The 25,152-nt window shown below is 71.9% G+C and carries 21 protein-coding genes and 1 pseudogene; 10 read left to right on the plus strand and 12 right to left on the minus strand.

Annotation, left to right across the window (positions count from 1 at the left end; all coding sequences use genetic code 11):
• Positions 1-194 precede the first annotated feature (194 nt).
• Positions 195-1,763, plus strand: a complete 1,569-nt coding sequence (locus PV350_RS16195) for a protein kinase domain-containing protein (RefSeq protein ID WP_500334467.1) — start codon at positions 195-197, stop codon at positions 1,761-1,763.
• A gap of 19 nt (positions 1,764-1,782) precedes the next feature.
• Here PV350_RS16195 and PV350_RS16200 read toward each other — a convergent pair whose 3' ends face one another.
• The 3 genes from PV350_RS16200 to PV350_RS16210 all read right to left on the minus strand — a co-directional run bounded on the left by PV350_RS16200 (position 1,783) and on the right by PV350_RS16210 (position 4,068).
• Positions 1,783-2,811: a phosphotransferase gene (locus PV350_RS16200; RefSeq protein WP_499512836.1), complete on the minus strand. Its 1,029-nt coding sequence runs from the start codon at positions 2,809-2,811 to the stop codon at positions 1,783-1,785.
• Positions 2,808-3,176, minus strand: a complete 369-nt coding sequence (locus tag PV350_RS16205; RefSeq protein ID WP_499512835.1) for a PNPOx family protein — start codon at positions 3,174-3,176, stop codon at positions 2,808-2,810. Before PV350_RS16205 ends, PV350_RS16200 begins: the two co-directional genes overlap by 4 nt.
• A gap of 91 nt (positions 3,177-3,267) precedes the next feature.
• Positions 3,268-4,068, minus strand: coding sequence for a carbon-nitrogen family hydrolase (locus PV350_RS16210; RefSeq protein ID WP_499516887.1), 801 nt, complete (start codon positions 4,066-4,068; stop codon positions 3,268-3,270).
• 131 nt (positions 4,069-4,199) lie between these two features.
• On the opposite strand from PV350_RS16210, the gene PV350_RS16215 reads away from it, so the two are divergent.
• The gene (locus tag PV350_RS16215; RefSeq protein WP_499512834.1) at positions 4,200-5,030 is read left to right on the plus strand and encodes a maleylpyruvate isomerase family mycothiol-dependent enzyme; all 831 of its coding nucleotides are present in this window, start codon (positions 4,200-4,202) and stop codon (positions 5,028-5,030) included.
• A gap of 15 nt (positions 5,031-5,045) precedes the next feature.
• Here the strand turns inward: PV350_RS16215 and PV350_RS16220 are convergent, their stop codons facing one another.
• From PV350_RS16220 to PV350_RS16230, 3 genes are all read right to left on the minus strand, one after another.
• A complete protein-coding gene (locus tag PV350_RS16220; protein WP_500334470.1) occupies positions 5,046-6,350 on the minus strand; it encodes an MFS transporter in 1,305 nt (434 codons plus the stop codon).
• Entirely contained in the window at positions 6,350-7,030 is a 681-nt protein-coding gene (locus PV350_RS16225; RefSeq protein WP_500334472.1) for a GntR family transcriptional regulator, read from the minus strand. Before PV350_RS16225 ends, PV350_RS16220 begins: the two co-directional genes overlap by 1 nt.
• Before the next feature lie 94 nt (positions 7,031-7,124).
• The gene (locus PV350_RS16230) at positions 7,125-7,829 is read right to left on the minus strand and encodes a response regulator (protein WP_499512831.1); all 705 of its coding nucleotides are present in this window, start codon (positions 7,827-7,829) and stop codon (positions 7,125-7,127) included.
• 310 nt (positions 7,830-8,139) lie between these two features.
• On the opposite strand from PV350_RS16230, the gene pdhA reads away from it, so the two are divergent.
• The 4 genes from pdhA (at position 8,140) to PV350_RS16250 (ending at position 12,024) form a co-directional block, all read left to right on the plus strand.
• A complete protein-coding gene (gene pdhA, locus PV350_RS16235) occupies positions 8,140-9,291 on the plus strand; it encodes a pyruvate dehydrogenase (acetyl-transferring) E1 component subunit alpha (protein WP_499512830.1) in 1,152 nt (383 codons plus the stop codon).
• Between the two features lie 2 nt (positions 9,292-9,293).
• Positions 9,294-10,268 carry an alpha-ketoacid dehydrogenase subunit beta gene (locus PV350_RS16240; RefSeq protein ID WP_499512829.1) on the plus strand — a complete coding sequence of 325 codons (975 nt, stop codon included), beginning with the start codon at positions 9,294-9,296 and terminating at the stop codon, positions 10,266-10,268.
• Positions 10,269-10,320: 52 nt separating this feature from the next.
• On the plus strand, positions 10,321-11,724 hold the full coding sequence (locus PV350_RS16245; RefSeq protein WP_499516886.1) for a dihydrolipoamide acetyltransferase family protein: 1,404 nt from the start codon (positions 10,321-10,323) through the stop codon (positions 11,722-11,724).
• A gap of 105 nt (positions 11,725-11,829) precedes the next feature.
• Complete coding sequence (locus tag PV350_RS16250; protein WP_499512828.1) at positions 11,830-12,024, plus strand: hypothetical protein; 195 nt, start codon at positions 11,830-11,832, stop codon at positions 12,022-12,024.
• Positions 12,025-12,134: 110 nt separating this feature from the next.
• Here PV350_RS16250 and PV350_RS16255 read toward each other — a convergent pair whose 3' ends face one another.
• Complete coding sequence (locus PV350_RS16255) at positions 12,135-13,514, minus strand: FG-GAP and VCBS repeat-containing protein (protein WP_499512827.1); 1,380 nt, start codon at positions 13,512-13,514, stop codon at positions 12,135-12,137.
• A 216-nt stretch (positions 13,515-13,730) separates the two neighbouring features.
• Between PV350_RS16255 and PV350_RS16260 the strand changes: the two genes are divergently transcribed.
• The gene (locus PV350_RS16260; RefSeq protein WP_500334475.1) at positions 13,731-15,548 is read left to right on the plus strand and encodes an NHL domain-containing thioredoxin family protein; all 1,818 of its coding nucleotides are present in this window, start codon (positions 13,731-13,733) and stop codon (positions 15,546-15,548) included.
• A gap of 16 nt (positions 15,549-15,564) precedes the next feature.
• Here PV350_RS16260 and PV350_RS16265 read toward each other — a convergent pair whose 3' ends face one another.
• From PV350_RS16265 to PV350_RS16280, 4 genes are all read right to left on the minus strand, one after another.
• A complete protein-coding gene (locus tag PV350_RS16265) occupies positions 15,565-15,786 on the minus strand; it encodes a hypothetical protein (RefSeq protein ID WP_499512825.1) in 222 nt (73 codons plus the stop codon).
• 132 nt (positions 15,787-15,918) lie between these two features.
• A complete protein-coding gene (locus PV350_RS16270) occupies positions 15,919-17,208 on the minus strand; it encodes a M18 family aminopeptidase (protein WP_500334477.1) in 1,290 nt (429 codons plus the stop codon).
• Between the two features lie 95 nt (positions 17,209-17,303).
• Positions 17,304-19,133, minus strand: coding sequence for an acyl-CoA dehydrogenase (locus PV350_RS16275; protein ID WP_499512823.1), 1,830 nt, complete (start codon positions 19,131-19,133; stop codon positions 17,304-17,306).
• A gap of 110 nt (positions 19,134-19,243) precedes the next feature.
• On the minus strand, positions 19,244-20,320 hold the full coding sequence (locus tag PV350_RS16280) for an AI-2E family transporter (RefSeq protein ID WP_500334479.1): 1,077 nt from the start codon (positions 20,318-20,320) through the stop codon (positions 19,244-19,246).
• 136 nt (positions 20,321-20,456) lie between these two features.
• Between PV350_RS16280 and metG the strand changes: the two genes are divergently transcribed.
• Complete coding sequence (gene metG, locus PV350_RS16285) at positions 20,457-22,184, plus strand: methionine--tRNA ligase (protein WP_500334481.1); 1,728 nt, start codon at positions 20,457-20,459, stop codon at positions 22,182-22,184.
• Complete coding sequence (locus PV350_RS16290; protein WP_499512820.1) at positions 22,184-22,729, plus strand: hypothetical protein; 546 nt, start codon at positions 22,184-22,186, stop codon at positions 22,727-22,729. Before metG ends, PV350_RS16290 begins: the two co-directional genes overlap by 1 nt.
• Positions 22,730-22,852: 123 nt before the next feature.
• Here PV350_RS16290 and aspS read toward each other — a convergent pair whose 3' ends face one another.
• Positions 22,853-24,622 carry an aspartate--tRNA ligase family protein gene (gene aspS / locus PV350_RS16295; protein ID WP_499512819.1) on the minus strand — a complete coding sequence of 590 codons (1,770 nt, stop codon included), beginning with the start codon at positions 24,620-24,622 and terminating at the stop codon, positions 22,853-22,855.
• A 108-nt stretch (positions 24,623-24,730) separates the two neighbouring features.
• On the opposite strand from aspS, the pseudogene PV350_RS16300 reads away from it, so the two are divergent.
• Positions 24,731-25,152: pseudogene (locus tag PV350_RS16300) on the plus strand (phosphatase); the annotation flags it as partial.

The following is a 25,152-nucleotide window of genomic DNA, read 5'->3' on the forward strand; positions in this document are numbered from 1 at the left end:
GACAGTTGCCCCGATCCTGACCGCCCAGTCTGCCGGACGGCCTGGACAGGTCAAGTTCGTTGACCTGTTCGTCACCGGATGCGTATGAATCCCTTCATCGGGGGCACGGGTGCCACGGGAGCGCGTCCGTCCTGGAACGCGGTAGCGTGGTGCGCTGGAGGACCCTGTACGGCGACGATCGACGGCGAGGACTGATGGCACAGACGACAGCCGCCGGGGGCCCTGACGAGCCCTCTGCCGACGGCCGGGGCGTGCCCGACTCGCCCGAGCTGTGGGGCGCCGCGGGCCTGGTGGGCGACGGCCGCTACCGGCTGACCGGGCGTCTCGGACGCGGCGGCATGGCCGAGGTCTTCGCGGCGGAGGACGTGCGCCTGGGGCGGACGGTGGCCGTCAAGCTGCTCCGCTCCGACCTCGCCGAGGACCCGGTGTCCAAGGCCCGCTTCACGCGCGAGGCGCAGTCGGTCGCCGGGCTCAACCACCATGCGGTGGTGGCGGTGTACGACTCGGGCGAGGACGTCACGCCGGGCGGCACCGTGCCCTACATCGTGATGGAACTCGTGGAGGGCCGCACGATCCGCGACCTGCTGGTGGGTTCCGACGAGCCGCCGCCGGTCGACCAGGCGCTCATCATCGTCTCGGGCGTGCTGGAGGCGCTGGCCTACAGCCACGCGCACGGCATCGTCCACCGGGACATCAAGCCGGCGAACGTGATCATCACCAACACCGGCGCGGTGAAGGTGATGGACTTCGGCATCGCGCGGGCGCTGCACGGCGCCTCGACCACGATGACGCAGACCGGCATGGTCATGGGCACCCCGCAGTACCTGTCGCCGGAACAGGCGCTCGGCAAGACGGTCGACACCCGCTCCGACCTGTACGCGACGGGCTGCCTGCTCTACGAACTCCTGGCGCTGAGGCCGCCGTTCACCGGTGAGACCCCGCTGTCGGTGGTCTACCAGCACGTCCAGGACGAGGCGCGCCCGCCCTCCGAGCTCAGCGACCGGGTGCCGCCGGAGCTGGACGGGCTGGTGCTGCACGCGCTGGCCAAGCAACCGGACGACCGCTTCCAGACCGCCGAGGAGATGCGCGGCGTCGTCCAGTACGCGCTGGCCATGCTGAGCGAGCGCGGCGGTCACACCGGCACCTGGAACACCGGTTACGTGCCCGTGGCGAACGCCGCCCCGACCGCGCCGATGGGCGTCCCCCCGCAGTACGGGCAGCAGCACCCGCACACCACCGCGGAGTTGCAGCCGCCCCTGCTGCTCGGCCCGCCCGGCGGTGACGGCGGCGGCCACGGCTACGACGACGGACGGCCCCCGCACGGCGGCGGGCGGTGGGTGAAGCCCGTGCTGTTCGTGATCGCGGCGGTGCTCGCGGTCGCGCTCGGCATCTACTTTGCCGTCTCCAAGACCGGCGACAAGACGCCCCCGGCGGAGAAGGTGACACCCACTCGGTCACAGCCGGAGAAGCCGACGTCGCAGCCGACCCAGGACGACTCGACGGGCGGTACGCAGGACAGCAGCGGCAGCGTCTCGGAGCAGCCCTCGTACACCCCGAGCCCCTCCTACACGCGGCCGACCTCGCAGGCCCCCTCGACCCCCGTGACGCCGACGCAGAAGCCGAGCACCCCGGCCACCTCCGCGCCGCCCACGCCGACGCCGACCGCGTCCGAGACCGGCGGCACCGAGGGGACCTCGGGGGACGTGTCCGGCGGCACGGCCGGCACCGAGGGCGCCGCGGACGGCGGCCTCACGGGCGGCTGACCGGCCGCCCACCGCCGGGTCAGCCCGTGAAGGCCTCCAGCACGGCCTCGTACGCCGCGGTCCACCAGACGACCAGGGCGGACGAGGCCGGGAAGAGGGGGTCGGTCCTGCGGTCGTCGAGGACGTAGCGCCAGCGCAGCATCCAGAAGTCGTTGAGCCGTTCCCACCACACCCGGTGCACGGCCGCGGCCAGTTCGTCCCCGGATACGCCCGCGGCGGCGCGGTAGGCCCGGGCGTACGCGCGGATCTTGTCGAGGTCCAGGGCGCCGCCGGGCTGCACGAAGAAGATCACGGCGGCCCGTACCGCCTCCTCGGCGCGCGGCTGCACGCCGAGCCGGTCCCAGTCGACGATGGCGACGGGTTCGTCCTCGCGGTAGAGCAGGTTGAGCGGGTGGAAGTCGCCGTGCACCCAGCCGGACACCGGGCCGGCCGCGTCGGGCGGGCGGCGGTGGGCGTGACGTTCCAGCAGGGCGCGGCGCTCCAGCAGCCGGTGCTCGGCCAGTTCGTCGAAGGTCTCGCGCGGGGCGCTGGCGCGCACCCGCCGCAGCAGCGCGGTGATCAGCGCGTAGGTCAGTTCGGGGTCGGCGCTGGCGTGCCGGCCCGGCTCGGGGGCGGGCTGCACCTGGGCCAGGGTGGTGTGGACGAGACCGAGCAAGGCGCCCAGGCGGCGGGAGTCGGCGGTGGTGAGTTCGCCGCCCTCGCGGTGCCGCCCCTCCACCCACGGGTAGAGCGCGAAGCAGCGGCCGCCGACCACGGCGACGGTACGGCCGTCGGCGTCGGGCACCGGGGAGGCGACGGGCAGGCCCACCTCGTCCAGCCGCTGAGTCGTCCGGTGCTGGCGGGCGATGACGGCGGAGTCGGCGGTGGCGCCGTCGACGTACAGCTTGAGGAAGTAGCGGCCGCTGGTGGTGGCCAGCCGGAATCCCCGGTTCAGTAGGCCCTGGGCAACGGGTTCGCAGGACAGCGGGGCGCCGGCGTCCGTGTATCGGCGCAGCAGGGTGTCCAGTGTCCCGGCGGAGGGCGGCGCCGTCGCCGAACTCCCGATCACCAGGCAGATGCTAGATCATTCCGGTGGTGGACTCGCGGGTCGAGACGTACGTACACATGGCCCGGCTCCCGGCTTGTATCGTTTTGACGATCTGTGCCGAAGAGCGCCCGCTGCGCCGTCGAAGGATGGAAGGCGCGTGCCGTCCCGAGGAACTGCACCGCCCAGCCCGCTTCGACGTCGTCCGCCTGGTAGGCCACGACCGTGCCGTCCACGCCCCATGAGCGGTCGGTGCGGATCAGCACGGAGCCGTCGGCGACGACGTGCCGGGCCACGGCGATGTACGGCAGGGCCCCCCGCGTCAGCGCCAGCCGCCCGTACCGGACCTTTCCCAGCAGCGCCAGCGCAGCGCGCCCCTCGAGTTCCATGGGAACCACCTTGCCGGGCCGGCCCCCCGCAGGCGCAGAGCACTCCGCCCCCACCTCCGGGGCCGATGGTCCCTGATGGGGCCATACCGCCTCAACCGGCCGAATCCGGCACCGGCAGCCCGAGCACGCGGTCGCGCAGCACCGGGAAGTCCGTCCGGGTCTTGGCCACCAGGCCGGGGTCGAGGTCGGCGGTGATGACCTCTTCGCCCGGTCCGGCCTCGGCGAGGACGGCGCCCCAGGGGTCGACGACGAGGCTGTGCCCGGCCAGCTCCACCCCGGCGTGGGTGCCCGCGGTGCCGCAGGCCACCACGTAGGCCTGCGACTCGATCGCGCGGGCACGGGCCAGCAGGGTCCAGTGCTCGCGGCGCCGCGCGGGCCAGCCGGCCGGGAGCAGGACGACGGTGGCGCCCGCGTCGACGAGCAGCCGGAACTGCTCGGGGAAACGCAGGTCGTAGCAGGTGGCCAGGCCCACGGGGACGCCCTGGACGTCGGTGGTGACGACGCGGTCGCCGCCGTGCATGAGCACGGCCTCGCCCTGGTCGAAGCCGAAGCGGTGGATCTTGCGGTAGGTCTCGCGCAGTTCGCCGTCGGGGGAGAAGAGCAGCGAGGTGTTGTACAGCGCGCCGTCGGGGGCGCGCTCGACGATCGAGCCCGCGTGCAGCCACACGCCCGCGTCGAGCGCGGCGGCGCTCATCACCTGCGCGGTGGGGCCCTGGAGCGGCTCGGCCTCTGGCTGGAAAAGATCGGCGGCGAAGGCGCCGACCGGCCACAGTTCGGGCAGGACGACCAGGTCCGACCCGGCTTGTCCGCGGACGAGCGACGCGACCCGTTCACGCCGGGCGTCCACCGCTTCGCCGGGGTCGACGTCGATCTGGAGCAGGGAAACGCGCACAGTACCACCGCCCATGAGTTCGGCATGTTCTTGCGGGCCTACGATCGTCACACGAAAGCACTCCCGTGGTGTCACTGCGCAGCGTAATTTAAGGCGCACACCACGACCGCGCCCGACCGTCGAGGGGTCCCGTGACCGGCACCGTCCACAGCCAGATCCAGCCGTACATCGACGCCTGGACCCACTCCATAGAATCCATAGCCGAGTTGGTCCGCCCCGTTCCGGCGGGCGCCTGGAACCGGCCGACCGAGTGCCCGTACTGGTCCGTGCGCGACATCGTGTCGCACGTGATCGGGTTCGAGTGCGAGCTGCTCGGCGATCCCCGGCCGATCCACACGCTCCCCAGCGACCTGCGGCACATGACCACGGAGCACGCCCGTTACGTGGAGGTGCCGGTCGACAAGCGACGGCACCACACCGCGCCCGAGGTCGTCGGCGAGCTCGACTACACGATCATCCGCCGGTCCCGGCAGCTGCGGAACGAGACCCGTGGCGCGCAGGACACCGTCCGCGGCCCCATGGGCAGGGAGATGACCCTCGAGGGGCTGCTGCAGTGGCGGGTCTTCGACGTGTGGGTGCACGAGCAGGACCTGCGCCGGGCGCTGGGCGAGCCCGGCAACCTCGACTCCCCGGGCGCGGTCGTCGCCCGGGACCACATCCTCTCCGAGCTGCCCAAGGTGGTCGCCGAGCGCGCGGGCGCCCCGGCGGGTTCCGCCGTGGTGTTCGACGTCCACGGCGAGCTGGAGTTCATGCGGACGGTCCGGGTCGACACCGACGGCCAGGGCACGATCGACGGCAGCGTCTCGCTCGGCCCCGCGGTCACGCTGACCCTGGACTGGGAGACCTTCGTCCGGCTGAGCTGCGGGCGTACGCGCGCGCACGCGGTGGAGGGCCGGCTGAAGACCGAGGGCGACCAGGCGCTGGCCGCCGCGATCCTGGCGAACATCGCCGTCACACAGTGACGCCGGGGGGAGCGTTCATGTCCCCGCGGGGACGTGGACGCTCTCGACGCGGCTGACGGCGATGCGCTGCCGCTCCAGCCGCGCCGCCCGGCCGCGCAGCCGCAGGATCTGGACCAGGCCCAGCGCCTGCAGGACGAACACGCTGCTCCACGCCACCCGGTAGTCGTCGCCGCTGGCGTCCAGCAGGACGCCGATGGCCAGCAGCGCGGCCATCGAGGCGGTGAACCCGCCGATGTTGACGATGCCGGAGGCCGTGCCGAAGCGCTCGGGCGGGTTTGCCGGGCGCGCGAAGTCGAAGCCGATCATCGACGCCGGGCCGCAGGTGCCCAGCACGACGCAGAGCAGCACGAGCAGCCACAGCGGGGCGTGGTCCGCGGGCCAGACCAGGACCACCGCCCACATCACCGCGGTCGCCCCGACGACGCCCAGGGTGAGCGGCATCCGGGCACCGTGGTGGCGGCCGATGATCTGCCCGAAGAGCATCCCGAAGACCATGTTGGCGATCACGACGACCGTCAGCAGGGTGCCGGCCGTCTCGCGGGACAGTCCCTGGGCCTCGACGAGGTACGGCAGGCCCCACAGCAGCAGGAAGACCATCCCGGAGAACTGGGTGGTGAAGTGCGTCCACATCCCCAGCCGGGTGCCGGGCTCCCGCCAGGCGGCGGCGATCTGCCGCTTCACGTAACCGCGTCCGGGGTGCTCCGCGGGCGCCGGCGCGAAGCCCTCGGGGTGGTCCTTCATGAAGGCCAGCACCAGGACGAGGACGAGCGCGCCGCCCAGCGCCGTGCCGACGAAGGTGGGGGTCCAGCCCGCGGAGTGCAGCAGCCGCGCGAGCAGCACGGTGCTCAGCAGGTTGCCCGCCACGCCGAACAGCGCGGCACCCTGCGCGATCATCGGCCCGCGGCGGGCCGGGAACCAGCGCGAGCCCAGCCGCAGCACGCTCACGAAGGTCATGGCGTCGCCGCAGCCCAGCACGGCGCGGGCGGCCAGGGCCGTGCCGTAGGTGTGGGAGAGGGCGAAGCCGAGCTGGCCCAGGGTGAACAGGACGATGCCGATGCTCAGCACCCTCTTGGTGCCGAGGCGGTCGACCATCAGGCCCACGGGTATCTGCATGCCCGCGTAGACCAGCACCTGCAGGATGGAGAAGGTGGACAGCGCCGAGGCGCCGATGTGGAAGCGCTCCGCGGCGTCGATCCCGGCGACGCCGAGGCTGGTGCGGTGCACGACCGCGACCGTGTAGACGAGGGTGCCGATGCTCCAGACCGCGACCGCCTTGGTGCCGCCGGGCGGTTCGCCGGCCGGGGTGGCGCTCGCTGCCATCACTCGCCCCTGGCCAGGTGCTTCACCCAGCTGACGTGCCGTTCGACCAGCGTGGCCGCCAGGGCGGCGTCCCCCGCGCGCAACGCGTGGAGGATCTCGGTGTGTTCGGCGACGTTCTTGGCGATCCGGCCCGGCTCCGCGTGCATCGTCGCCACCCCCATGCGCAGTTGACGGTCCCTCAACTGGTCGTACAGGTGCGCCAGGATGCGGTTGCCCGCGGCGCGCACGATCTCGGCGTGGAAGCAGCGGTCGGCCGCCGCGAAGGCGGCCAGGTCGCCCGTCGCTGCGTGCCCGCGCTGCTCGTCCAGCAGCTCCTCCAGGCGGGTCAGCAGCCGCTGTGGGGCAGGCACCACCTTCATCACCGCGTGGCGCTCCACGAGCAGCCGGGTCTCCACGACGTCCGCGATCTCCTGCGCGGAGACCGGCAGCACCAGGGCGCCCTTCTTCGGGTAGAGCTTCAGCAGGCCCTCGGCCTCCAGGCGCAGCAGCGCCTCGCGGACCGGGGTGCGCGAGACGCCCACGGCCTCGGCCAGCTCGCCCTCGCTCAGGAGGGTGCCGCCCTCGTAGCGGCGGTCGAGGACCGCCTGTTTGACGTGCGTGTAGACCCGCTCGGCGGCGGGCGGCTGCTTGGCGGCCGGCTCGGCGGTGGTGCCGGCGGTCGCGACGGGGCTCCGGGTCATGATGCGCACATCATAGATACAAGACGTATGCGCCAGCAGCCCACGTCCGGCATACGGACTGGTACGTGGGTCGCCGGGGCCCGGATCCGGACCGTCAGGATCCGGACCGACCCGGGCCCGTCCCCGCTCCCGTGTCCGGCCCCGGCGAGCCGCCGCTGCGCAGCCGGGCGACGTAGGCGGCGGCCTGGGTGCGCCGTTGCATCCCGAGCTTGGCGAGCAGGGAGGAGACGTAGTTCTTGACCGTCTTCTCCGCGAGGTGCAGCCGGTCGCCGATCTGCCGGTTGGTGAGGCCCTCGCCGATGAGGTCGAGGATCCGCTTCTCCTGGTCGGTCAGGTCGGCGAGGCGGCCCTCCTGGCGTTCCCCGCCGCCGCGCAGGCGCTCCAGGACGCGGGCGGTGGCGACCGGGTCCAGCAGTGACCGGCCGGCGGCGACGTCCCGTACGGCGCCGACCAGGTCGGTGGCGCGGATGTCCTTCAGCACGTAGCCCGACGCGCCCGCCATGATCGCGTCGAAGAGCGCCTCGTCGTCCGCGTAGGAGGTGAGCATCAGGCACGCGACGCCGGGCTGCGAGGAGCGGATCTCCCGGCACACCTCGACGCCGCTGCCGTCCGGCAGCCGGACGTCCAGCACCGCCACGTCGGGCCGCACGGCCGGGATCCTGGCCAGCGCCTCGGCGGCCGTGCCGGCCTCGCCGACGACCTCGATCCCGTCCTCGGCGGCGAGGAGCTCGTGCACCCCGCGCCGGACGACTTCGTGGTCGTCCAGTAGGAACACCGTGATTACCGACTTTTCGGTCACAACTTCAGCGTTGCACACGCGACCCGCGCCGACCTCTTACGAAGAATCGATCCTCGGGATACCGTGCCGTTGTCCCGGTGGCCTGCGAGAACGCCCATTTACTAGGAAATCCAAACAAAACCGCAGGTAGAACACCCTTCGCGCGAAAGCGGGAGGTGTGGGTAACGTTCACTTCGCAGGGCTGCCTGCCGGGTCGACCAACACTCCCGGCTCGGCCGTGCCGCACACACCCCGTGCGCCGCGACGAGTCGGGCAGGAGCCGCACTGGCCGCCGGCGGATCCCGGGGGCCGGACAGACGGAGGAGCAAGCGTGAGCGTGAAGAGCACTGCCGCGAAGCCCCGTACGCCCCGTACGGGCACGCGCGGTGGAGCGAAGCGCCGTGAGGGCGAGCCGGAGCTGGTGCAGCTCCTGACCCCCGAGGGCGAGCGCGTCCAGCACAGTGAGTACTCCATCGACCTGAGCCCCGAAGAGCTGCGCGGTCTGTACCGGGACATGGTCCTGACCCGCCGGTTCGACGCGGAGGCCACCTCCCTGCAGCGGCAGGGCGAGCTGGGTCTGTGGGCGTCGCTGCTGGGCCAGGAGGCCGCACAGATCGGCTCCGGGCGGGCCACCAGGCCGGACGACTACGTCTTCCCCACCTACCGCGAGCACGGCGTCGCCTGGTGCCGCGGGGTGGACCCGGTCAACCTGCTCGGCATGTTCCGCGGGGTGAACCACGGCGGCTGGGACCCGAACGAGAACAACTTCCACCTGTACACGATCGTGATCGGCTCCCAGACGCTGCACGCGACCGGCTACGCGATGGGCATCAGCAAGGACGGCGCGGATTCCGCCGTCATCGCCTACTTCGGCGACGGTGCCTCCAGCCAGGGCGACGTCGCGGAGGCCTTCACCTTCGCCGCCGTCTACAACGCCCCCGTGGTCTTCTTCTGCCAGAACAACCAGTGGGCGATCTCCGAGCCCACCGAGAAGCAGAGCCGCGTCCCGATCTACCAGCGCGCCGCCGGCTTCGGCTTCCCCGGCGTGCGGGTCGACGGCAACGACGTCCTCGCGGTCCTCGCGGTCACCCGTGCCGCCCTGGAGCACGCCCGCTCCGGCCAGGGACCGATGCTCGTCGAGGCCTTCACCTACCGCATGGGCGCCCACACCACGTCCGACGACCCCACCCGCTACCGCCTCGACGAGGAGCGGGAGCAGTGGGAGCACAAGGACCCGATCCTGCGGCTGCGCAGCTACCTGGAGAAGGACGGCATCGCCGACGAGGCCTTCTTCGCCGGTGTCGAGGAGGAGAGCGAGGCGCTCGGCAAGCGGGTCCGCGAGGCCGTGCGCGCCATGCCCGACCCCGACCCCATGTCGATCTTCGAGAACATCTACGCCGACGGCCACGCCCTCGTCGACGAGGAGCGCGCCCAGTTCGCGGAGTACCAGGCGTCCTTCGCCGACAGCACGGAGGGTCACTGACCATGGCAACGATGACCATCGCCAAGGCCCTCAACGAGGCACTGCGCAAGTCCCTGGAGACCGACCCCAAGGTCGTCCTCATGGGTGAGGACATCGGCAAGCTCGGCGGTGTCTTCCGGATCACCGACGGTCTGCACAAGGACTTCGGCGAGCAGCGGGTGATCGACACCCCGCTCGCGGAGTCCGGCATCGTCGGCACCGCGATCGGCCTGGCCCTGCGCGGCTACCGCCCCGTCGTGGAGATCCAGTTCGACGGCTTCGTCTTCCCCGCGTACGACCAGATCGTCACCCAGCTCGCCAAGATGCACGCGCGCGCCCTGGGCAAGATCAAGCTCCCGGTCGTCATCCGCATCCCCTACGGCGGTGGCATCGGCGCCGTCGAGCACCACAGCGAGTCGCCCGAGGCGTACTTCGCGCACACCGCCGGGCTCAAGGTCGTCTCCCCGTCGACCCCGCAGGACGCCTACTGGATGCTGCAGCAGGCGATCGACTCCGACGACCCGGTGATCTTCCTCGAGCCCAAGCGCCGTTACTGGGACAAGGGCGAGGTCGACACCGACGGCATCCCCGCGCCGCTGCACAAGGCCCGTACCGCCCGGGAGGGCACCGACCTCACCCTGGCCGCGTACGGCCCCATGGTGAAGGTCTGCCTGGAGGCGGCCGCCGCGGCCGCCGAGGAGGGCCGTAGCCTGGAGGTCGTGGACCTGCGGTCGCTGTCCCCGCTCGACTTCGACGCCGTCCAGGCGTCGGTGGAGAAGACCCGCCGCCTGGTCGTCGTGCACGAGGCGCCGGTGCAGCTCGGCATGGGCGCGGAGATCGCGGCCCGCATCACCGAGCGGTGCTTCTACCACCTGGAGGCCCCGGTGCTGAGGGTCGGCGGCTTCCACGCCCCGTACCCGCCGGCCCGGGTGGAGGAGGAGTACCTGCCCGGCCTGGACCGGGTGCTGGACGCCGTCGACCGATCGCTGGCGTTCTGAGGAGAGGGTTGTGACGACAGTGGCAGCACCGCAGCGCTTCCGTGAGTTCAAGATGCCGGACGTCGGCGAGGGACTCACCGAGGCCGAGATCCTCAAGTGGTACGTCAAGCCCGGCGACACCGTCACCGACGGCCAGGTGGTCTGCGAGGTGGAGACCGCCAAGGCCGCGGTCGAGCTTCCGATCCCGTTCGACGGGGTGGTGCACGAGCTGCGCTTCCCCGAGGGCGAGACCGTCGACGTCGGCACCGTGATCATCGCCGTCGACACCGGTGAGGGCGAGGGCGGCGAACCGGCCGCCGTGGCCGCACCGGAGCCGGCCGCCGCGCCGGCCCCCGCCGCGGAGCCGGCGCAGAAGCGCCAGCCCGTGCTGGTCGGCTACGGCGTCGCCGCCTCGTCGACCAAGCGCCGGGCGCGCAAGCAGCCCGCCGTGCCGGCGCAGACCGGGGCGCAACAGGCCGTCCAGGGCGAGCTCAACGGCCACGCCCCGGCGCCGGCCGCCGCAGCCCCGGCCCCGGCGGCTCACGCCGGGTTCGCCCCCGCCGAGGTCCGCCCGCTGGCCAAGCCGCCGGTGCGCAAGCTCGCCAAGGACCTGGGCGTGGACCTGGCCGCGGTCACCCCGACCGGGCCGCAGGGCACGATCACCCGTGAGGACGTCCAGAAGGCGGCGGCCCCCACCGCCGCGCCGGTCGCCCCCGCGCAGGTCACCGCCGCCCCGGTGGCGGTACCGGCTCCCGCCCTGGCACCCGCCGCGGGCGCGCTGGAGACCCGCGTCCCGATCAAGGGCGTCCGGAAGGCGACGGCCGCGGCCATGGTCGCCAGCGCCTTCACCGCGCCGCACGTGACCGAGTTCGTCACCTTCGACATCACCCGGACCATGCGGCTCGTGCAGGAGCTCAAGACCGACCCGGCCTTCGCCGGGCTCAAGGTCAGCCCGCTCCTGCTGGTCGCCAAGGCCCTGCTGGTCGCGATCCGCCGCAACCCGGAGGTCAACGCCGCCTGGGACGAGGCCAACCAGGAGATCGTCCACAAGGGCTACGTCAACCTGGGCATCGCCGCCGCCACCCCGCGCGGGCTGATCGTCCCCAACATCAAGGACGCCCAGGGCAAGACCCTGCCCGAACTGGCGTCCGCCCTCGGTGACCTGGTCGCCACGGCCCGTGAGGGCAAGACCTCACCGGCCGACATGCAGGGCGGCACGGTCACCATCACCAACGTCGGCGTCTTCGGCATCGACACCGGCACGCCCATCCTCAACCCCGGGGAGTCCGCGATCCTCGCCTTCGGCGCGGTCAAGGAGCTGCCCTGGGTCCACAAGGGCAAGGTCAAGCCCCGCCAGGTCACCACGCTCGCGCTCTCCTTCGACCACCGCCTGGTCGACGGCGAGCTCGGCTCCAAGGTCCTCGCCGACGTCGCGGCGGTCCTGGAGTACCCCAAGCGCCTGATCACCTGGGCCTGATCGGCCCCGGGCACGGCAACGGGAAGGGCCCGGACATTTGTGCGTCCGGGCCCTTCCCGCGCGTGTCGCCCCCACCCCGGTGGCGATCTGTGACGTCATACGGCCATGGCGGTATCCATCTCCGTGGTCCTGCTCCTGATCGTGATCACGCTCATCCTGCTCCGGGCGAAGTCGCTGAAGGTCTCCCACGCGATCCTCTGCGTCCTCCTCGGCTTCTGCCTCGCCGGCTCCAGTCTCGCCCCCACCATCCACTCCGGCCTCGTCGCCACCACGGACGTCGTGAGCGACCTGCGCCCCTGAGCCCCGCACCGCCGGACCTCGCGGCGGACCCCGCCGTCCGGGGCGGGCGTCACGGGGAAGGGCCCGGGCAAGCGGCTGCCCGGGCCCTTCCGCCGTCGAACCCGCCCCCGCTACTGCGGGAACGCGGCGAGCAGCGGGATCACCCGGGCGGAGGCCGCGGTGATGCCCTTGGTGCCGCCGGGCAGCAGCACGCCCGACTGTTCGTAGCTGCCCCCGGAGGCCAGGAGGTCGGCGTCGCCGTCCCGGTCGAGGTCGCGCAGACGGATGAACCAGCCGAACCCGGAGTACTCCGTGGCATCGCCGGGGACGCCCGCGGTCTGCAGGTTGAACCACTGGGAGCCGGTACCCGTCAGACCCTTCTTGCCGCCGCGCAGGACGTGCACGCCGCCCGCGTGCTTGGCGGTGCCGATCTTCTCCCCGGGCACACCGACCGCGAGGTCCGGGTAGCCGTCGCGGTTCGTGTCACCCGCGGAGACCGTGGAGCCGAACGCGTCGCCGCCGGTGGCGCCGGTGACGACACCGGCGGTGGCCTGGGTGAGGCGGTAGCCGGTGGTGGGGCCGCTGGAGCCGCCGCGCAGCACGAAGACGGCCCCGGCGCCCTTGTTGTACGGGTGGTCGCCGACCGCGAGGTCGCCGTAGCCGTTCTTGTCGAAGTCCGCGATCACGCCCGAGGGGCCGTAGTTCGGGGACGAGGTGTTGTACGTGGTGAACTTGCCCGCCTTGACGGTGGAACCGCCGCGCAGGAACCAGGCGACCGAGGTGGCCCGGTTGTTCCGGTAGCCCTGGCCGAGGACGTACAGGTCGGTGGCGGCGTCCTTGGTGACCTTCCCGGCGACGAGCCCGGCAGGTTCGAGCATGTTGCCCGCGCCCGGGGCCGGGGTGTGGCGGGTGACCTTGCCCGTGGTGCCGGACTTGGCGAAGCCGCCCCGGTAGATGTACACGGACTCGACGTCCGTGACGGCCAGATCGATCTTGCCGTCGCCGTTGAAGTCGCCGGTCGCGAGTGAGGCGCCGAACTCGTACCCGGCGTGGGGGGACTTGAGCGGTATGCGGGTGGCGGTGGACGACAGCCCCGACTTGGAGCCCCAGACGACGGTGACCGCGCCCGCGGCGGCGCGGCTGCCCACCTTCTCGGAGCCGTCGCCGACCGCGAGGTCGGCGTACCCGTCGCGGTTGAAGTCGGCGGTCGCCAGGGAGTCGCCGAACATGTCGGCGTAGCCTCCGCTGTCGCCCGCCGTGCCGGGGATGCCGGCGCTGCTCTGGGTGAAGGTCTTGACCTTGGTTCCGGGACCGCTGGCGGTCCCGTACGTGACGGTGACCGAACCGCTGCCGCCGGTGGCGAAGTCGCGGTAGCCGTCGCCGTTGAAGTCGTCGGCGTACTTGGCGGGTGCGGCGGCTGCGGTCCCCGCCGAGACGGTGAGCAGCCCTCCGGTCAGTGCGACGGCTGCGGCCGTCGCGGCGACCAGGCGGAGGTTCTTGCGCGTGGGCATACGAGCTCCTGCTGCGTGCGGGGCCTTTCGGCGGCCCGCGCCGGTCTGGATCGGCCGTCCGGACGGGGGAGCACGACGCGGCCGAACGCTGCGGTGCCCCTGGTCGTGCCGTGGCACGAGGGACGGTCGGTACAGGAGAGACGGTCCACCACGGGAAAAGGTTGTACCGGGCCCACGGCCGTGATCGCCCCTCGCGCGGGGTGGCACCCTTGCAGCATGAACGATTCGGCCTCCGCCTCCTCCCCCAAGCCCCGCCGTGCCCGTGTCCGTGCCCCCGAGCTGGTCGGGAAGGGCGGCTGGCTCAACACCGGCGGCAAGCAGCTGGATCTTTCCGACCTGCGGGGATCGATCGTGATCCTCGATTTCTGGACCTTCTGCTGCATCAACTGCCTGCACGTCCTCGACGAGCTGCGCGAGCTGGAGGAGAAGCACCGCGACACCGTGGTGATCGTCGGCGTCCACTCGCCGAAGTTCGTGCACGAGGCGGAACACCAGTCGGTCGTGGACGCCGTGGAGCGCTACGGGGTGCACCACCCGGTGCTGGACGATCCGGAGCTGGCCACCTGGAAGCAGTACGCCGTGCGGGCGTGGCCGACGCTGACCGTGATCGACCCGGAGGGCTACGTCGTGGCCCAGCACTCCGGGGAGGGGCACGCCCACGCGCTGGAGGCGCTGGTCACCGAGCTGGAGGCGGAGCACGCGGCGAAGGGGACGCTGCGCCGCGGGGACGGGCCGTACGTGCCGCCGGAGCCGGTGGCGACGGACCTGCGGTTCCCGGGGAAGGCGCTGCGGCTGCCGTCGGGGAACCTGCTGGTGTCGGACTCGACCCGGCACCAGCTGGTGGAGATGGAGCCGGACGGGGAGACCGTCGTGCGGCGGATCGGCGGGCCGGGGGACTTGAGCGAGCCGCAGGGGCTGACGCTGCTGCCGGACGGCACGGTGGTCGTCGCGGACACCGTGAACCACCGGCTGCGGACGTTCGACCCGGCGGGCGGGGCCCTGGAGACGGTGGCCGGCACCGGGAGGCAGTGGTGGCAGGGGTCGGCGACCTCGGGCCCGGCGCTGGGGACCGACCTGTCCTCGCCGTGGGACGTGGCGTGGTGGGACGGCAAGGTGTGGATCGCCATGGCGGGCGTCCACCAGCTGTGGACGTACGACCCGGCGGACGGGACGGTCGCCGTGGCGGCCGGGACGACGAACGAGGGGCTGGTCGACGGGCCGGCGGAGCAGGCGTGGTTCGCGCAGCCGTCGGGCCTGGCGGCGGCCGGCGAGCGGCTGTGGGTCGCGGACTCCGAGACGAGCGCGCTGCGCTGGGTGGAGCGGGCCGGTGACGGCGCGGGGTACGTGGTGCGCACCGCCGTCGGCACGGGGCTGTTCGACTTCGGTCACCGGGACGGTGCCGCGGAGCAGGCGCTGCTGCAGCATCCGCTGGGGGTGACCGCGCTGCCGGACGGGTCGGTCGCGGTCAGCGACACGTACAACCACGCGCTGCGCCGCTTCGATCCGGCGACCGGTGAGGTCGGCACGCTCGCGACGGACCTGCGGGAGCCGTCGGGCGCGGTGGTGGACGGCGCGGAGATCGTGGTGGTGGAGTCCGCCCGTCACCGGCTGACGCGGCTGCGCCTGCCGGAGGAGGCGGCGCGGGTCGAGGGTGCGGCGCACCGTACGCAGCGGCCCGCGACGGACGTGGCGCCGGGGCCGCTGCGGCTGGACGTGGTGTTCTCCGCCCCGGCCGGCCAGAAGCTCGACGAGCGCTACGGCCCCTCGACGCGGCTGCTGGTCAGCGCGACGCCGCCGGAGCTGCTGCTGGAGGGGGCCGGCAAGGGCACGGACCTCTTCCGGGACGTCGTCCTGAACGGGGACGTCGGCGAGGGGGTGCTCCACGTGTCGGCGATGGCCGCGTCGTGCGACGACGACCCGGACAACGAGTTCCCGGCCTGCCACGTGCACCAGCAGGACTGGGGTGTCCCCGTCCGGCTGACGGCCGAGGGGGACACCCGGCTCGCCCTGGTGCTCGCGGGGATGGACGCCTGACGCCCCCGCACGTCCGTCACACGTGCGGGTAGTTGCGGGCGCGCTCGTCCATCACCGGCATCGGTTCCACGACCCGGCGCTTCTTGAAGATGCTGACGTACGCGGCCAGGCCGATGACGCCGACCGCCATCATGATCAGTCCGACCAGGTCAAGGTTGACCCCCGCCATGTGCCAGTCGGTCGCGAAGGTGAGGATGGCCCCCACCGCGATCAGACCGATGCAACCGCCGATGCCCATGATGTCCGCCTCCGAACTGGGTTGGCACTACGGACTCGTAGAACCCGTGTACCCCGGGGCGGACGTCTCATGACCGGTCCCCGCCGGTGAAGTCCGCTCCCGGCGGGCGGACTTCACCGGCGGGGCCGCGGATCAGCCCTCCAGGAACGCCTTCAGGGCGCTGGCCAGCAGGTACGGGTCGTCGGCGCCGCACAGTTCGCGCGCGGAGTGCATCGAGAGGATCGGCACGCCGACGTCCACGGTCGTGATGCCGTGCCGGGCGGCGGTGATGGGGCCGATGGTGGTGCCGCAGGGCATGGCGTTGTTGGAGACGAAGGCCTGCCAGGGCACGCCGGCCCGCTCGCAGGCGGCGGCGAAGATGCCGCGGCCGGTGCCGTCGGTGGCGTAGCGCTGGCTGACGTTGACCTTGAGGATCGGGCCGCCGTTGGGCATCGGGCGGTGCGTCGGGTCGTGCTTCTCCGCGTAGTTGGGGTGGACGGCGTGGCCGGTGTCGGAGGAGGCGCACACGGTGCCGGCGAAGGCGCGGGCGCGGTCCTCGTAGCTGCCGCCGCGGGCGAAGACGGAGCGCTCCAGGACGTTGCCGAGCAGCGGGCCGACGGCGCCGGTGTCGGACTCGCTGCCGGTCTCCTCGTGGTCGAAGGCGGCCAGCACGGGGATGTACGGCAGGTCGGCCCCGGCGACGGCCGCCAGGGCGGCGGTGCCGGCGTGCACGGAGAGCAGGTTGTCGAGCCGGCCCGCGGCCAGGAACTCGCGGTCGCGGCCGAGGTAGGCGGGCGGCTGGACGTCGTGGGTCATCAGGTCCCAGCCGACGACGTCGGCGGCGGCCACGCCGCTCTCCTCCGCGAGGAACGCGATCAGGGCGCCCTCGTCGACCTCGCCGAGGCCCCAGACGGGCTGCATGTGGCGCTGCTTGTCGAGCTTGAGGCCCTCGGTGTTGACGGCGCGGTCGAGGTGGACGGCGAGCTGCGGCACCCGCAGCAGCGGCCGGTCGACGTGGACCAGCGTCGTCGTGCCGTCGCGCAGCACCAGCCGGCCGGACAGGCCCAGGTCGCGGTCGAGCCAGGTGTTGAGTAGGGCGCCGCCGTAGATCTCGACGGCGATCTGGCGCCACCCGAAGGAGCCCGAGTCGGGACGGGGCTTGACGCGCAGGTTGGTGGAGTCGGTGTGGGTGCCGACCACCCGGTAGGGGGTGGCGGGTCCGGCCCCCTCGGGCACGTACCAGGCGATGATCGCGCCACCCCGCAGCACGTACTTGCCGCCCGCCCCGGCGCCCCACGCCTCGGTCTCGGCCACCTGCTGGAATCCGGCCTTCTCCAGGCGCTCGGCGGCGCTCGCGACCGCGTGGTACTGGGACGGGCTGGCGGTGAGGAAGGCTGCGAGGTCGTCGGTGTGGCCGCGGCCGAAGTGGGGCTGAGGGTTCATGCTTCAAGCATAAGGAGGCGCGACGGCCCGCTCCTCGTGGGAGGAGCGGGCCGTCGTTGCCGTATCGGTCCCGGCCGGAACCGGTCAGGACCGGGTCAGAACGCCTCTTCCGGCAGGTCCATGACGTCGAGGGTGACGCCGTCGGCGACGGACCGCGCGACGGAGACCTGCGGCAGGATTTCGGCGGCGAAGTGCTTCGCGGCGGCGATCTTGCCGGTGTAGAAGGCGGTGTCCTTGGCGGAGGCGCCGGCGGCCAGCTTCCCGGCGGCGACGGCGGCGCCCTTGAGCAGCAGGTAGCCGACGACGACGTCGCCGGAGGCGAGCAGCAGGCGGGTGGTGTTCAGGCCCACCTTGTAGATGGACTTCACGTCCTGCTCGGTGGCGGCGAGGTCGGTGAGCATCTTGCCGACGATGGCCTCCAGGTCCACGGCGGCCTTGGCGAGCTGCTCGCGGGCGGCGGCCAGCTCGTCGCCACCGGTGGCCTCGGCGAGGAACTTCTTGATCTCCTCGGAGAGGGTGGTCAGCGCGGCGCCCTGGTTGCGGACGATCTTCCGGAAGAAGTAGTCCTGGCCCTGGATCGCCGTGGTGCCCTCGTAGAGGGTGTCGATCTTGGCGTCGCGGATGTACTGCTCGATCGGGTACTCCTGCAGGAAGCCGGAGCCGCCGAAGATCTGCAGGGACTGGGCGAGCTGCTCGTAGCCCTTCTCGGAGCCGTAGCCCTTGACGATCGGCAGGAGCAGGTCGTTGAGCGCCTCGAGGGCCTTGGCCTCCTCGCCGGCCGCCTCGGCGACGGCGATCGCGTCCTGGACGGAGGCGGTGTGGAGGACCAGGGCGCGCATGCCCTCGGCGTAGGCCTTCTGCGTCAGCAGGGAGCGGCGCACGTCGGGGTGGTGGGTGATGGTGACCTTGGGCGCGCTCTTGTCCATGAACTGCGCGAGGTCCGGGCCCTGCACGCGCTCCTTGGCGTACTCCAGCGCGTTGAGGTAGCCGGTGGAGAGGGTGGAGATCGCCTTCGTGCCGACCATCATGCGGGCGAACTCGATGATGCGGAACATCTGGCGGATGCCGTCGTGCTTGTCGCCGATGAGCCAGCCCTTGGCGGGGTGCTGGTCGCCGAAGGTCATCTCGCAGGTGTTGGAGGCCTTCAGGCCCATCTTGTGCTCGACGTTCGTGGCGTAGACGCCGTTGCGCTCGCCCAGCTCGCCGGTCTCGAAGTCGAAGAGGTACTTCGGGACGAGGAAGAGGGACAGGCCCTTGGTGCCGGGGCCGGCGCCCTCGGGGCGGGCGAGGACGTAGTGGAGGATGTTCTCCTCCATGTCGTGCTCGCCGGAGGTGATGAAGCGCTTCACGCCCTCGATGTGCCAGGAGCCGTCCTCCTGCTCGACGGCCTTCGTGCGGCCGGCGCCCACGTCCGATCCTGCGTCCGGCTCGGTGAGGACCATCGTGGAGCCCCAGGTCTTCTCGACCGCGATCCCGGCGATCTTCTTCTGGACCTCGTTGCCCTCCTCGAAGAGGATGCGGGCGAAGGCCGGGCCGGAGGAGTACATCCATATCGCCGGGTTGGAGCCGAGGATCAGCTCCGCGTACGACCAGATCAGGGACGGCGGGGCGGTGGTGCCGCCGATGCCCTCCGGCAGGCCCAGGCGCCAGTACTCGGAGTCCATGAAGGTCTTGTAGCTCTTCTTGAAGGAGTCCGGCACGGGGGCGGTGTTGGTCTCCGGGTCGAAGACCGGCGGGTTGCGGTCGGCGTCGGCGAAGGAGTCGGCGAGCTCGTTCTCCGCGAGGCGTGCGACCTCGGACAGGATGTCCTTGGCGGTCTCGACGTCCATCTCGGCGAACGGGCCGGTCCCGTACAGCTTGTCGCGTCCGAGGACCTCGAAGAGGTTGAACTCGATGTCGCGAAGGTTTGACTTGTAGTGGCCCATGGCGACGGCTCCGTCGGGGTCGGTCGGACGGCGGGAAGGGTTCGCAGTCCTCGCAGCTTTATCACTTACCAGTCGGTAATGATGCTACCCGCGGGTAATAAAAACAACCCCTATCCGGTCGGATGTGACGGAGGGCCTTCGACTTCTGGAGGAACGTCCGGCTCATGGCGCCGGAGTTCGTCCAGGGCCCCGAAGGCGGCGGCCGCGATCGGCACCGCCAGCAGCATCCCGAGGATGCCCGCCAGGCTCGCCCCCGCGGTGATCGCCAGCAGCACCAGCGCGGGGTGCATGTGCACCGTGCGGCTCTGCACGATCGGCTGCAGTACGTGCCCCTCCAGCACCTGCACCGCCAGCACCACCCCCAGGGCCCACACGCCGATCACCCACCCCCGGTCGGCGAGGGCGACGAGCACCGCCACCGCGCCGGAGATGAACGCCCCCAGGTACGGGATGTAGGCGCCGATGAAGACCAGCGCGGCCAAGCCCGGCGCCCCCGGCACCCGCAGGATCAGCAGGCCGATGCCGATGAGCGTGGCGTCGATCAGCGCGATCACCGTCGTGCCCCGCATGAAGCCCTGGACCGCCGCGAAGGCGCGGTGGGCGATCCGCTCCAGCAGGGGACCGGTGCCGCGCGGGGCGGCCTCGCGCAGCAGCACGGGGAACCGGGCGCCGTCGCGCAGGAAGAAGAAGGTCAGCAGCAGCGCCAGCACGGCGGTCGCGATGAGCTGTCCCACGATGCTGATGCCGGACACCACCCCGGAGGCGGCGCGGGCGCCGTACTTGGTGGCGAAGGACTTGAGGCTGTCGATGGTGTCGTTCAGCGAGGTCCCCGACGCGCCCAGGCGTGGCAGCAGTTTCCGGGCCGCGTCCTTGAGCGAGGCCACGATCTCGTCCCCGGTCTCCACCAGGCTGTGGACGACCACGAACCCCGCGGCCGCGACGAAGACCACCAGCGCCACGCAGGTCAGCGCCGCCGCCGCAGACCGCTGCACCTTGACGGCCCGCAGCCGCCGGTACAGCGGGCCCAGCAGGGCGCTGCCCAGCAGGGCCAGCAGGACGGGGGTGACGACCGCCGCGAAGGTGACGACCAGCCAGACGACGAGCGCGCCCACACCGGCCACCAGCAGCACGACGCCGCACCACGCGGCCGTCCGTCGCGCGGAGGCCGGCAGAAGGGGCGCGTCCACCCGGCCAGCCGATCACGGCCCCGGCCGTGTCCGCATGCCGGAAAGGGCGAACGGGTGGACCTTCCCGGTCGGATACGATATTGACGGTCCGTAGAGGAAATCCTCACCCACAGTAGCGACTTGGGAGCAGCCGGCAATGGCTCGACACCTCATCACCAGCGCCCTTCCGTACATCAACGGGATCAAGCACCTGGGCAACATGGTGGGGTCCATGCTCCCGGCCGACGTCTACTCCCGGTACCTGCGCCAGCGCGGCCACGAGGTGCTCTACATCTGCGCCACCGACGAGCACGGCACCCCGGCCGAGCTCGCAGCGCAGGAGGCCGGCCTGCCGGTCGACGCGTTCTGCGCGCAGCAGCACGACGCGCAGAAGGCGGTCTACGACGGCTTCGCGCTCTCCTTCGACTACTTCGGCCGCAGCTCCTCGCAGCAGAACCGCGAGATCACCCAGGCCATCGCGCGGGAGCTGAAGGAGAACGGCTTCATCGAGGAGCGCGCCATCCGCCAGGTCTACTCCCTGGACGACGAGCGCTTCCTGCCCGACCGCTACATCGTCGGCACCTGCCCGCACTGCGGCTACGACAAGGCACGCGGCGACCAGTGCGAGAACTGCACCCGTGTGCTGGACCCGACCGACCTGATCGAGCCGCGCTCCGCGATCAGCGGCAGCAGCCGGCTGGAGGTCCGCGAGACCAAGCACCTCTTCCTGCTGCAGTCCAAGCTCTCCCACGAGGTCGAGGCCTGGGTCGACGAGCACGGCAAGGACTGGCCGACGCTCGCCTCCTCCATCGCCCGCAAGTGGCTGACCGAGGGCCTGCAGGACCGCGCCATCACCCGCGACCTCGACTGGGGCGTGCCGGTGCCGGCCGACACCTGGCCGGACCTGGCGGCCGAGGGCAAGGTCTTCTACGTCTGGTTCGACGCGCCGATCGAGTACATCGGCGCCACCAAGGAGTGGTCGGACGCCGCGGGCGACGGCGAGACCCGCGACTGGCGCTCCTGGTGGTACGACGTCGACACCGACGTGCGCTACACCGAGTTCATGGCCAAGGACAACGTCCCCTTCCACACGGTGATGTTCCCGGCGACCCTGCTGGGCACCCGCGACAAGTGGAAGAAGGTCGACTACGTCAAGGCCTTCAACTGGCTGACCTACTACGGCGGCAAGTTCTCCACCTCGCAGCGGCGCGGCATCTTCACCGACGCCGCCCTGGAGATCCTGCCCGCCGACTACTGGCGCTACTTCCTGATCGCGAACGCGCCGGAGTCCGACGACACCTCCTTCACCTGGGAGCACTTCGCGGCCTCGGTCAACAAGGACCTCGCCGACACCCTCGGCAACTTCGTCAACCGCGTGCTGTCCTTCTCCCGCAAGCGCTTCGGCGACGAGGTGCCCGCGGGCAGGGAGGCCGGGGAGGCCGAGGAGCGCCTGGGCGCGCAGATCGCCGAGCTCCTCGCCGAGTACGAGCGGCACATGGAGGACCTGCAGTTCCGCAAGGCCGCGCAGGCGCTGCGCGCCCTGTGGAGCGCCGGAAACTCCTACCTGGAGGAGAAGGCCCCCTGGCTGGAGATCAAGACGGACGCCGACGGCGCCGCCCTGACCCTGCGCACCGCGATGAACCTGATCCACCTCTACGCGGTCGTCTCCGAGCCCTTCATCCCGGCCACGGCCGCCGCCATGCGCGGTGCCTTCGCCCTGACGGACGACACCGCGGCCTGGGTCGCCCCCGAGGAGGCCCGCGCGCTGGCCGCCGTCCCGGCCGGGACGGCCTTCACCGTCCCGCCGGTGCTCTTCGCGAAGATCACCGAGGAGGACCTGGACGCCTACCGCGAGCGCTTCGGCGGGGAGCCGGAGGCGGTCTGATGCCGACCACGGTCAGGGACAGGTCCCCGCTGGTGCTGATCCTGGCGGTGGGCCTGACCCTGGTGCTGGTGGTGGCCGGGGTGATCCTCGCGGTCTCGCTGACCGGCTCGGGCGACCGCCGCTCCGGTGCCGCCCCGGGCCGGGACGGGGCGTGCCGCGGCAGCAACGTCACGCTGGCGGAGGCCGCCGGGCGCTTCGGCCTGCGACTGCCCGACGACCCGCAGGACGTGCACTACCTCGCGCAGGGCGGCGGGCTGTCCGGCGCGCACGACCTCGAACTGAGCTTCCGCACCACCGCCACAGGCCTGGAGCGGTTCCTGTCCGCCTCCGGCTTCGGCGCGCTCGGCCCCGACGTGCAGGCCCTGCGGGTCGGCGAGCCCCCCGCCGACCCCTGCCGCCGCGCCGCCGGTGGCCTCACGCACGCCCGCTACGCCGGCGACCACGTGCCAGCCGGCGCGGACCACGGCGCCTACAGCCGCGGTGTCGCCGTCGACGACAGCGACCCGGCCCACCCGGTGGTCGCCCTCGTCGCCCTGGACGGCTGAGCGTCCGGCCGCGCGCCGCCTCCTTCGGCGGACGCACGAAGGGGCCCGTACCGACCGAGCACGCCGGAGGGCCCGGAACCGTACGGTTCCGGGCCCTCCGGCGTCACGGCGTGGTGCGGGCCGTCAGGCCTTCTTCTCCGGCGGCAGCCGCAGCGCGAGGTGGAGCTCCTTCAGCCGCGCCTCGTCGACCGTGCTCGGAGCGCCCATCAGGAGGTCCTGGGCGTTCTGGTTGAGCGGGAAGGCGATGGTCTCGCGGATGTTGGGCTCGTCCGCGAGCAGCATGACCATGCGGTCGACGCCCGGGGCGATGCCGCCGTGCGGCGGGGCGCCGAAGTGGAAGGCGCGGAGCATGCCGCCGAACTCGTGCTCGACGGTGTCGCGGTCGTAGCCGGCGATCTCGAAGGCCTTGTACATGATCGCGGGCTCGTGGTTCCGGATGGCGCCGGAGGACAGCTCGACACCGTTGCAGACGATGTCGTACTGCCAGGCGAGGATGTCCAGCGGGTCCTTGGTCTCCAGCGCCTCCAGGCCGCCCTGCGGCATGGAGAACGGGTTGTGGGAGAACTCGACCTGGCCGGTGTCCTCGTTCTTCTCGAACATCGGGAAGTCGACGATCCAGCAGAAGCGGAAGACGTCCTCCTCGAACTGGCCGGCCCGCTTCGCGGCCTCGACCCGGACGGCGCCCATGATCTTGGAGACCTCGTCGAACTCGCCCGCGCCGAAGAAGACCGCGTGGCCGGGCTTGGCGTCGACGGCGGCGAGCAGCGCCTTGACGTCGTCCTCGGTGAGGAACTTGGCGATCGGGCCGGTGAGGGTGAGGTCGTCGCCGACCCGGACCCAGGCCAGGCCCTTGGCGCCCTGCTCGACGGCGTAGTCGCCGAGGTTGTCGAAGAACTTGCGCGGCTGCTCGGCGGTGTCCGGCACCGGCAGGGCGCGGACGTGCTTGCCGGCGAAGGCCTTGAAGCCGGAGTCCGCGAAGACCGACGAGACGTCGACCAACTCCAGGCGGGCGCGCAGGTCCGGCTTGTCGTTGCCGTACTTGACCATCGACTCGCGGAACGGGATCCGCGGGAAGGGCGAGGTCACGTGGCGGCCGCCGCCGAACTCCTCGAAGAGGTCGGTCATGACCTTCTCGATGACCCCGAAGACGTCCTCCTGCTCGACGAAGCTCATCTCGACGTCGAGCTGGTAGAACTCGCCGGGCGAGCGGTCGGCGCGGCTGTCCTCGTCGCGGAAGCAGGGCGCGATCTGGAAGTAGCGGTCGAAGCCCGCGATCATCAGCAGCTGCTTGAACTGCTGCGGGGCCTGCGGCAGCGCGTAGAACGTGCCGGGGTGCACGCGGGAGGGCACGAGGAAGTCGCGGGCGCCCTCGGGCGAGGTCGCGGAGAGGATGGGGGTGGCCAGCTCGTTGAAGCCCAGCGCCGTCATCTCGCGGCGCAGGAAGCTGATCACCTGGGTGCGCAGCATGATGTTGCGGTGCATGCGGGCGCGGCGCAGGTCGAGGAAGCGGTTGGTGAGCCGCATCTCCTCGTTCGCGTTGTCCTCCGGGAAGACCGGGAACGGCAGCTGGTCGGCGGCGCCGAGCACCTCCAGCTCGGTGACCTCGACCTCGACCTCGCCGGTGGGCAGGTCGGGGTTGACGTTCTCCCCCGAACGGGCGACGACGCGTCCGTCGACGCGGAGCACCGACTCCTTGGACTGGTGGCTCAGGGCCTCGTACGCGGGCGAGCCCGGACGGGCGACGAGCTGGACCACCCCGTAGTGGTCCCGGAGATCGACGAACAGGATGCCGCCCAGATCCCGGCGATTGTGCAGCCAACCACTCAGGCGCACTTCCGCGTCTACGTCGGTGGCGCGCAGCTCACCGCAGGTGTGGGACCGGTACCGATGCATCGTTCATCCAAGTCGTCTGATTTCGGGGATGAGGCCTCCCCAGTCTACGGGGGTACGCGCGCCCGACCCCATTCGTATGAAAGCCGCGGAAAACCATAAACTATGCGAATGCGCATCGAGGACGTGCTGGCCGCGCTGGGCACGGGCGTCTGGCGCTGGGACAGCGCCACCGACATGGTGGAGCTCGACGCCGTGAGCGCCGGGCTGATAGGGCTTCCGCCCCAGCCGCAGAAGGTCCATTCGGGGGTGACCCGGGCCCGTTACCACGCCTCCGACTACGTGGACATGGCGGCGGCGGTCGCCCTGGCGATAGCCGAGGGCACCGCGTCGGAGTCGCTGCTGCGCGTGGTCCGGGAGGACGGACGGGTCGTCCGCACGGTGGTGGTGCGCACCTTCGGGCTCCCCTCCGCGGGCGGCCGGCCGGAGGAGGTCGTCGGCACGCTGCAGGAGGCCCCCGCGGTGCACGGTCTCCCCGGCGCGGGCACCGGCACCCGCCCCACCGCGGCGACCAGCGGCAGATACGCCCAGGA

Source organism: Streptomyces sp. PA03-6a (assembly GCF_033792765.1).
Taxonomy (GTDB): Bacteria; Actinomycetota; Actinomycetes; order Streptomycetales; family Streptomycetaceae; genus Actinacidiphila.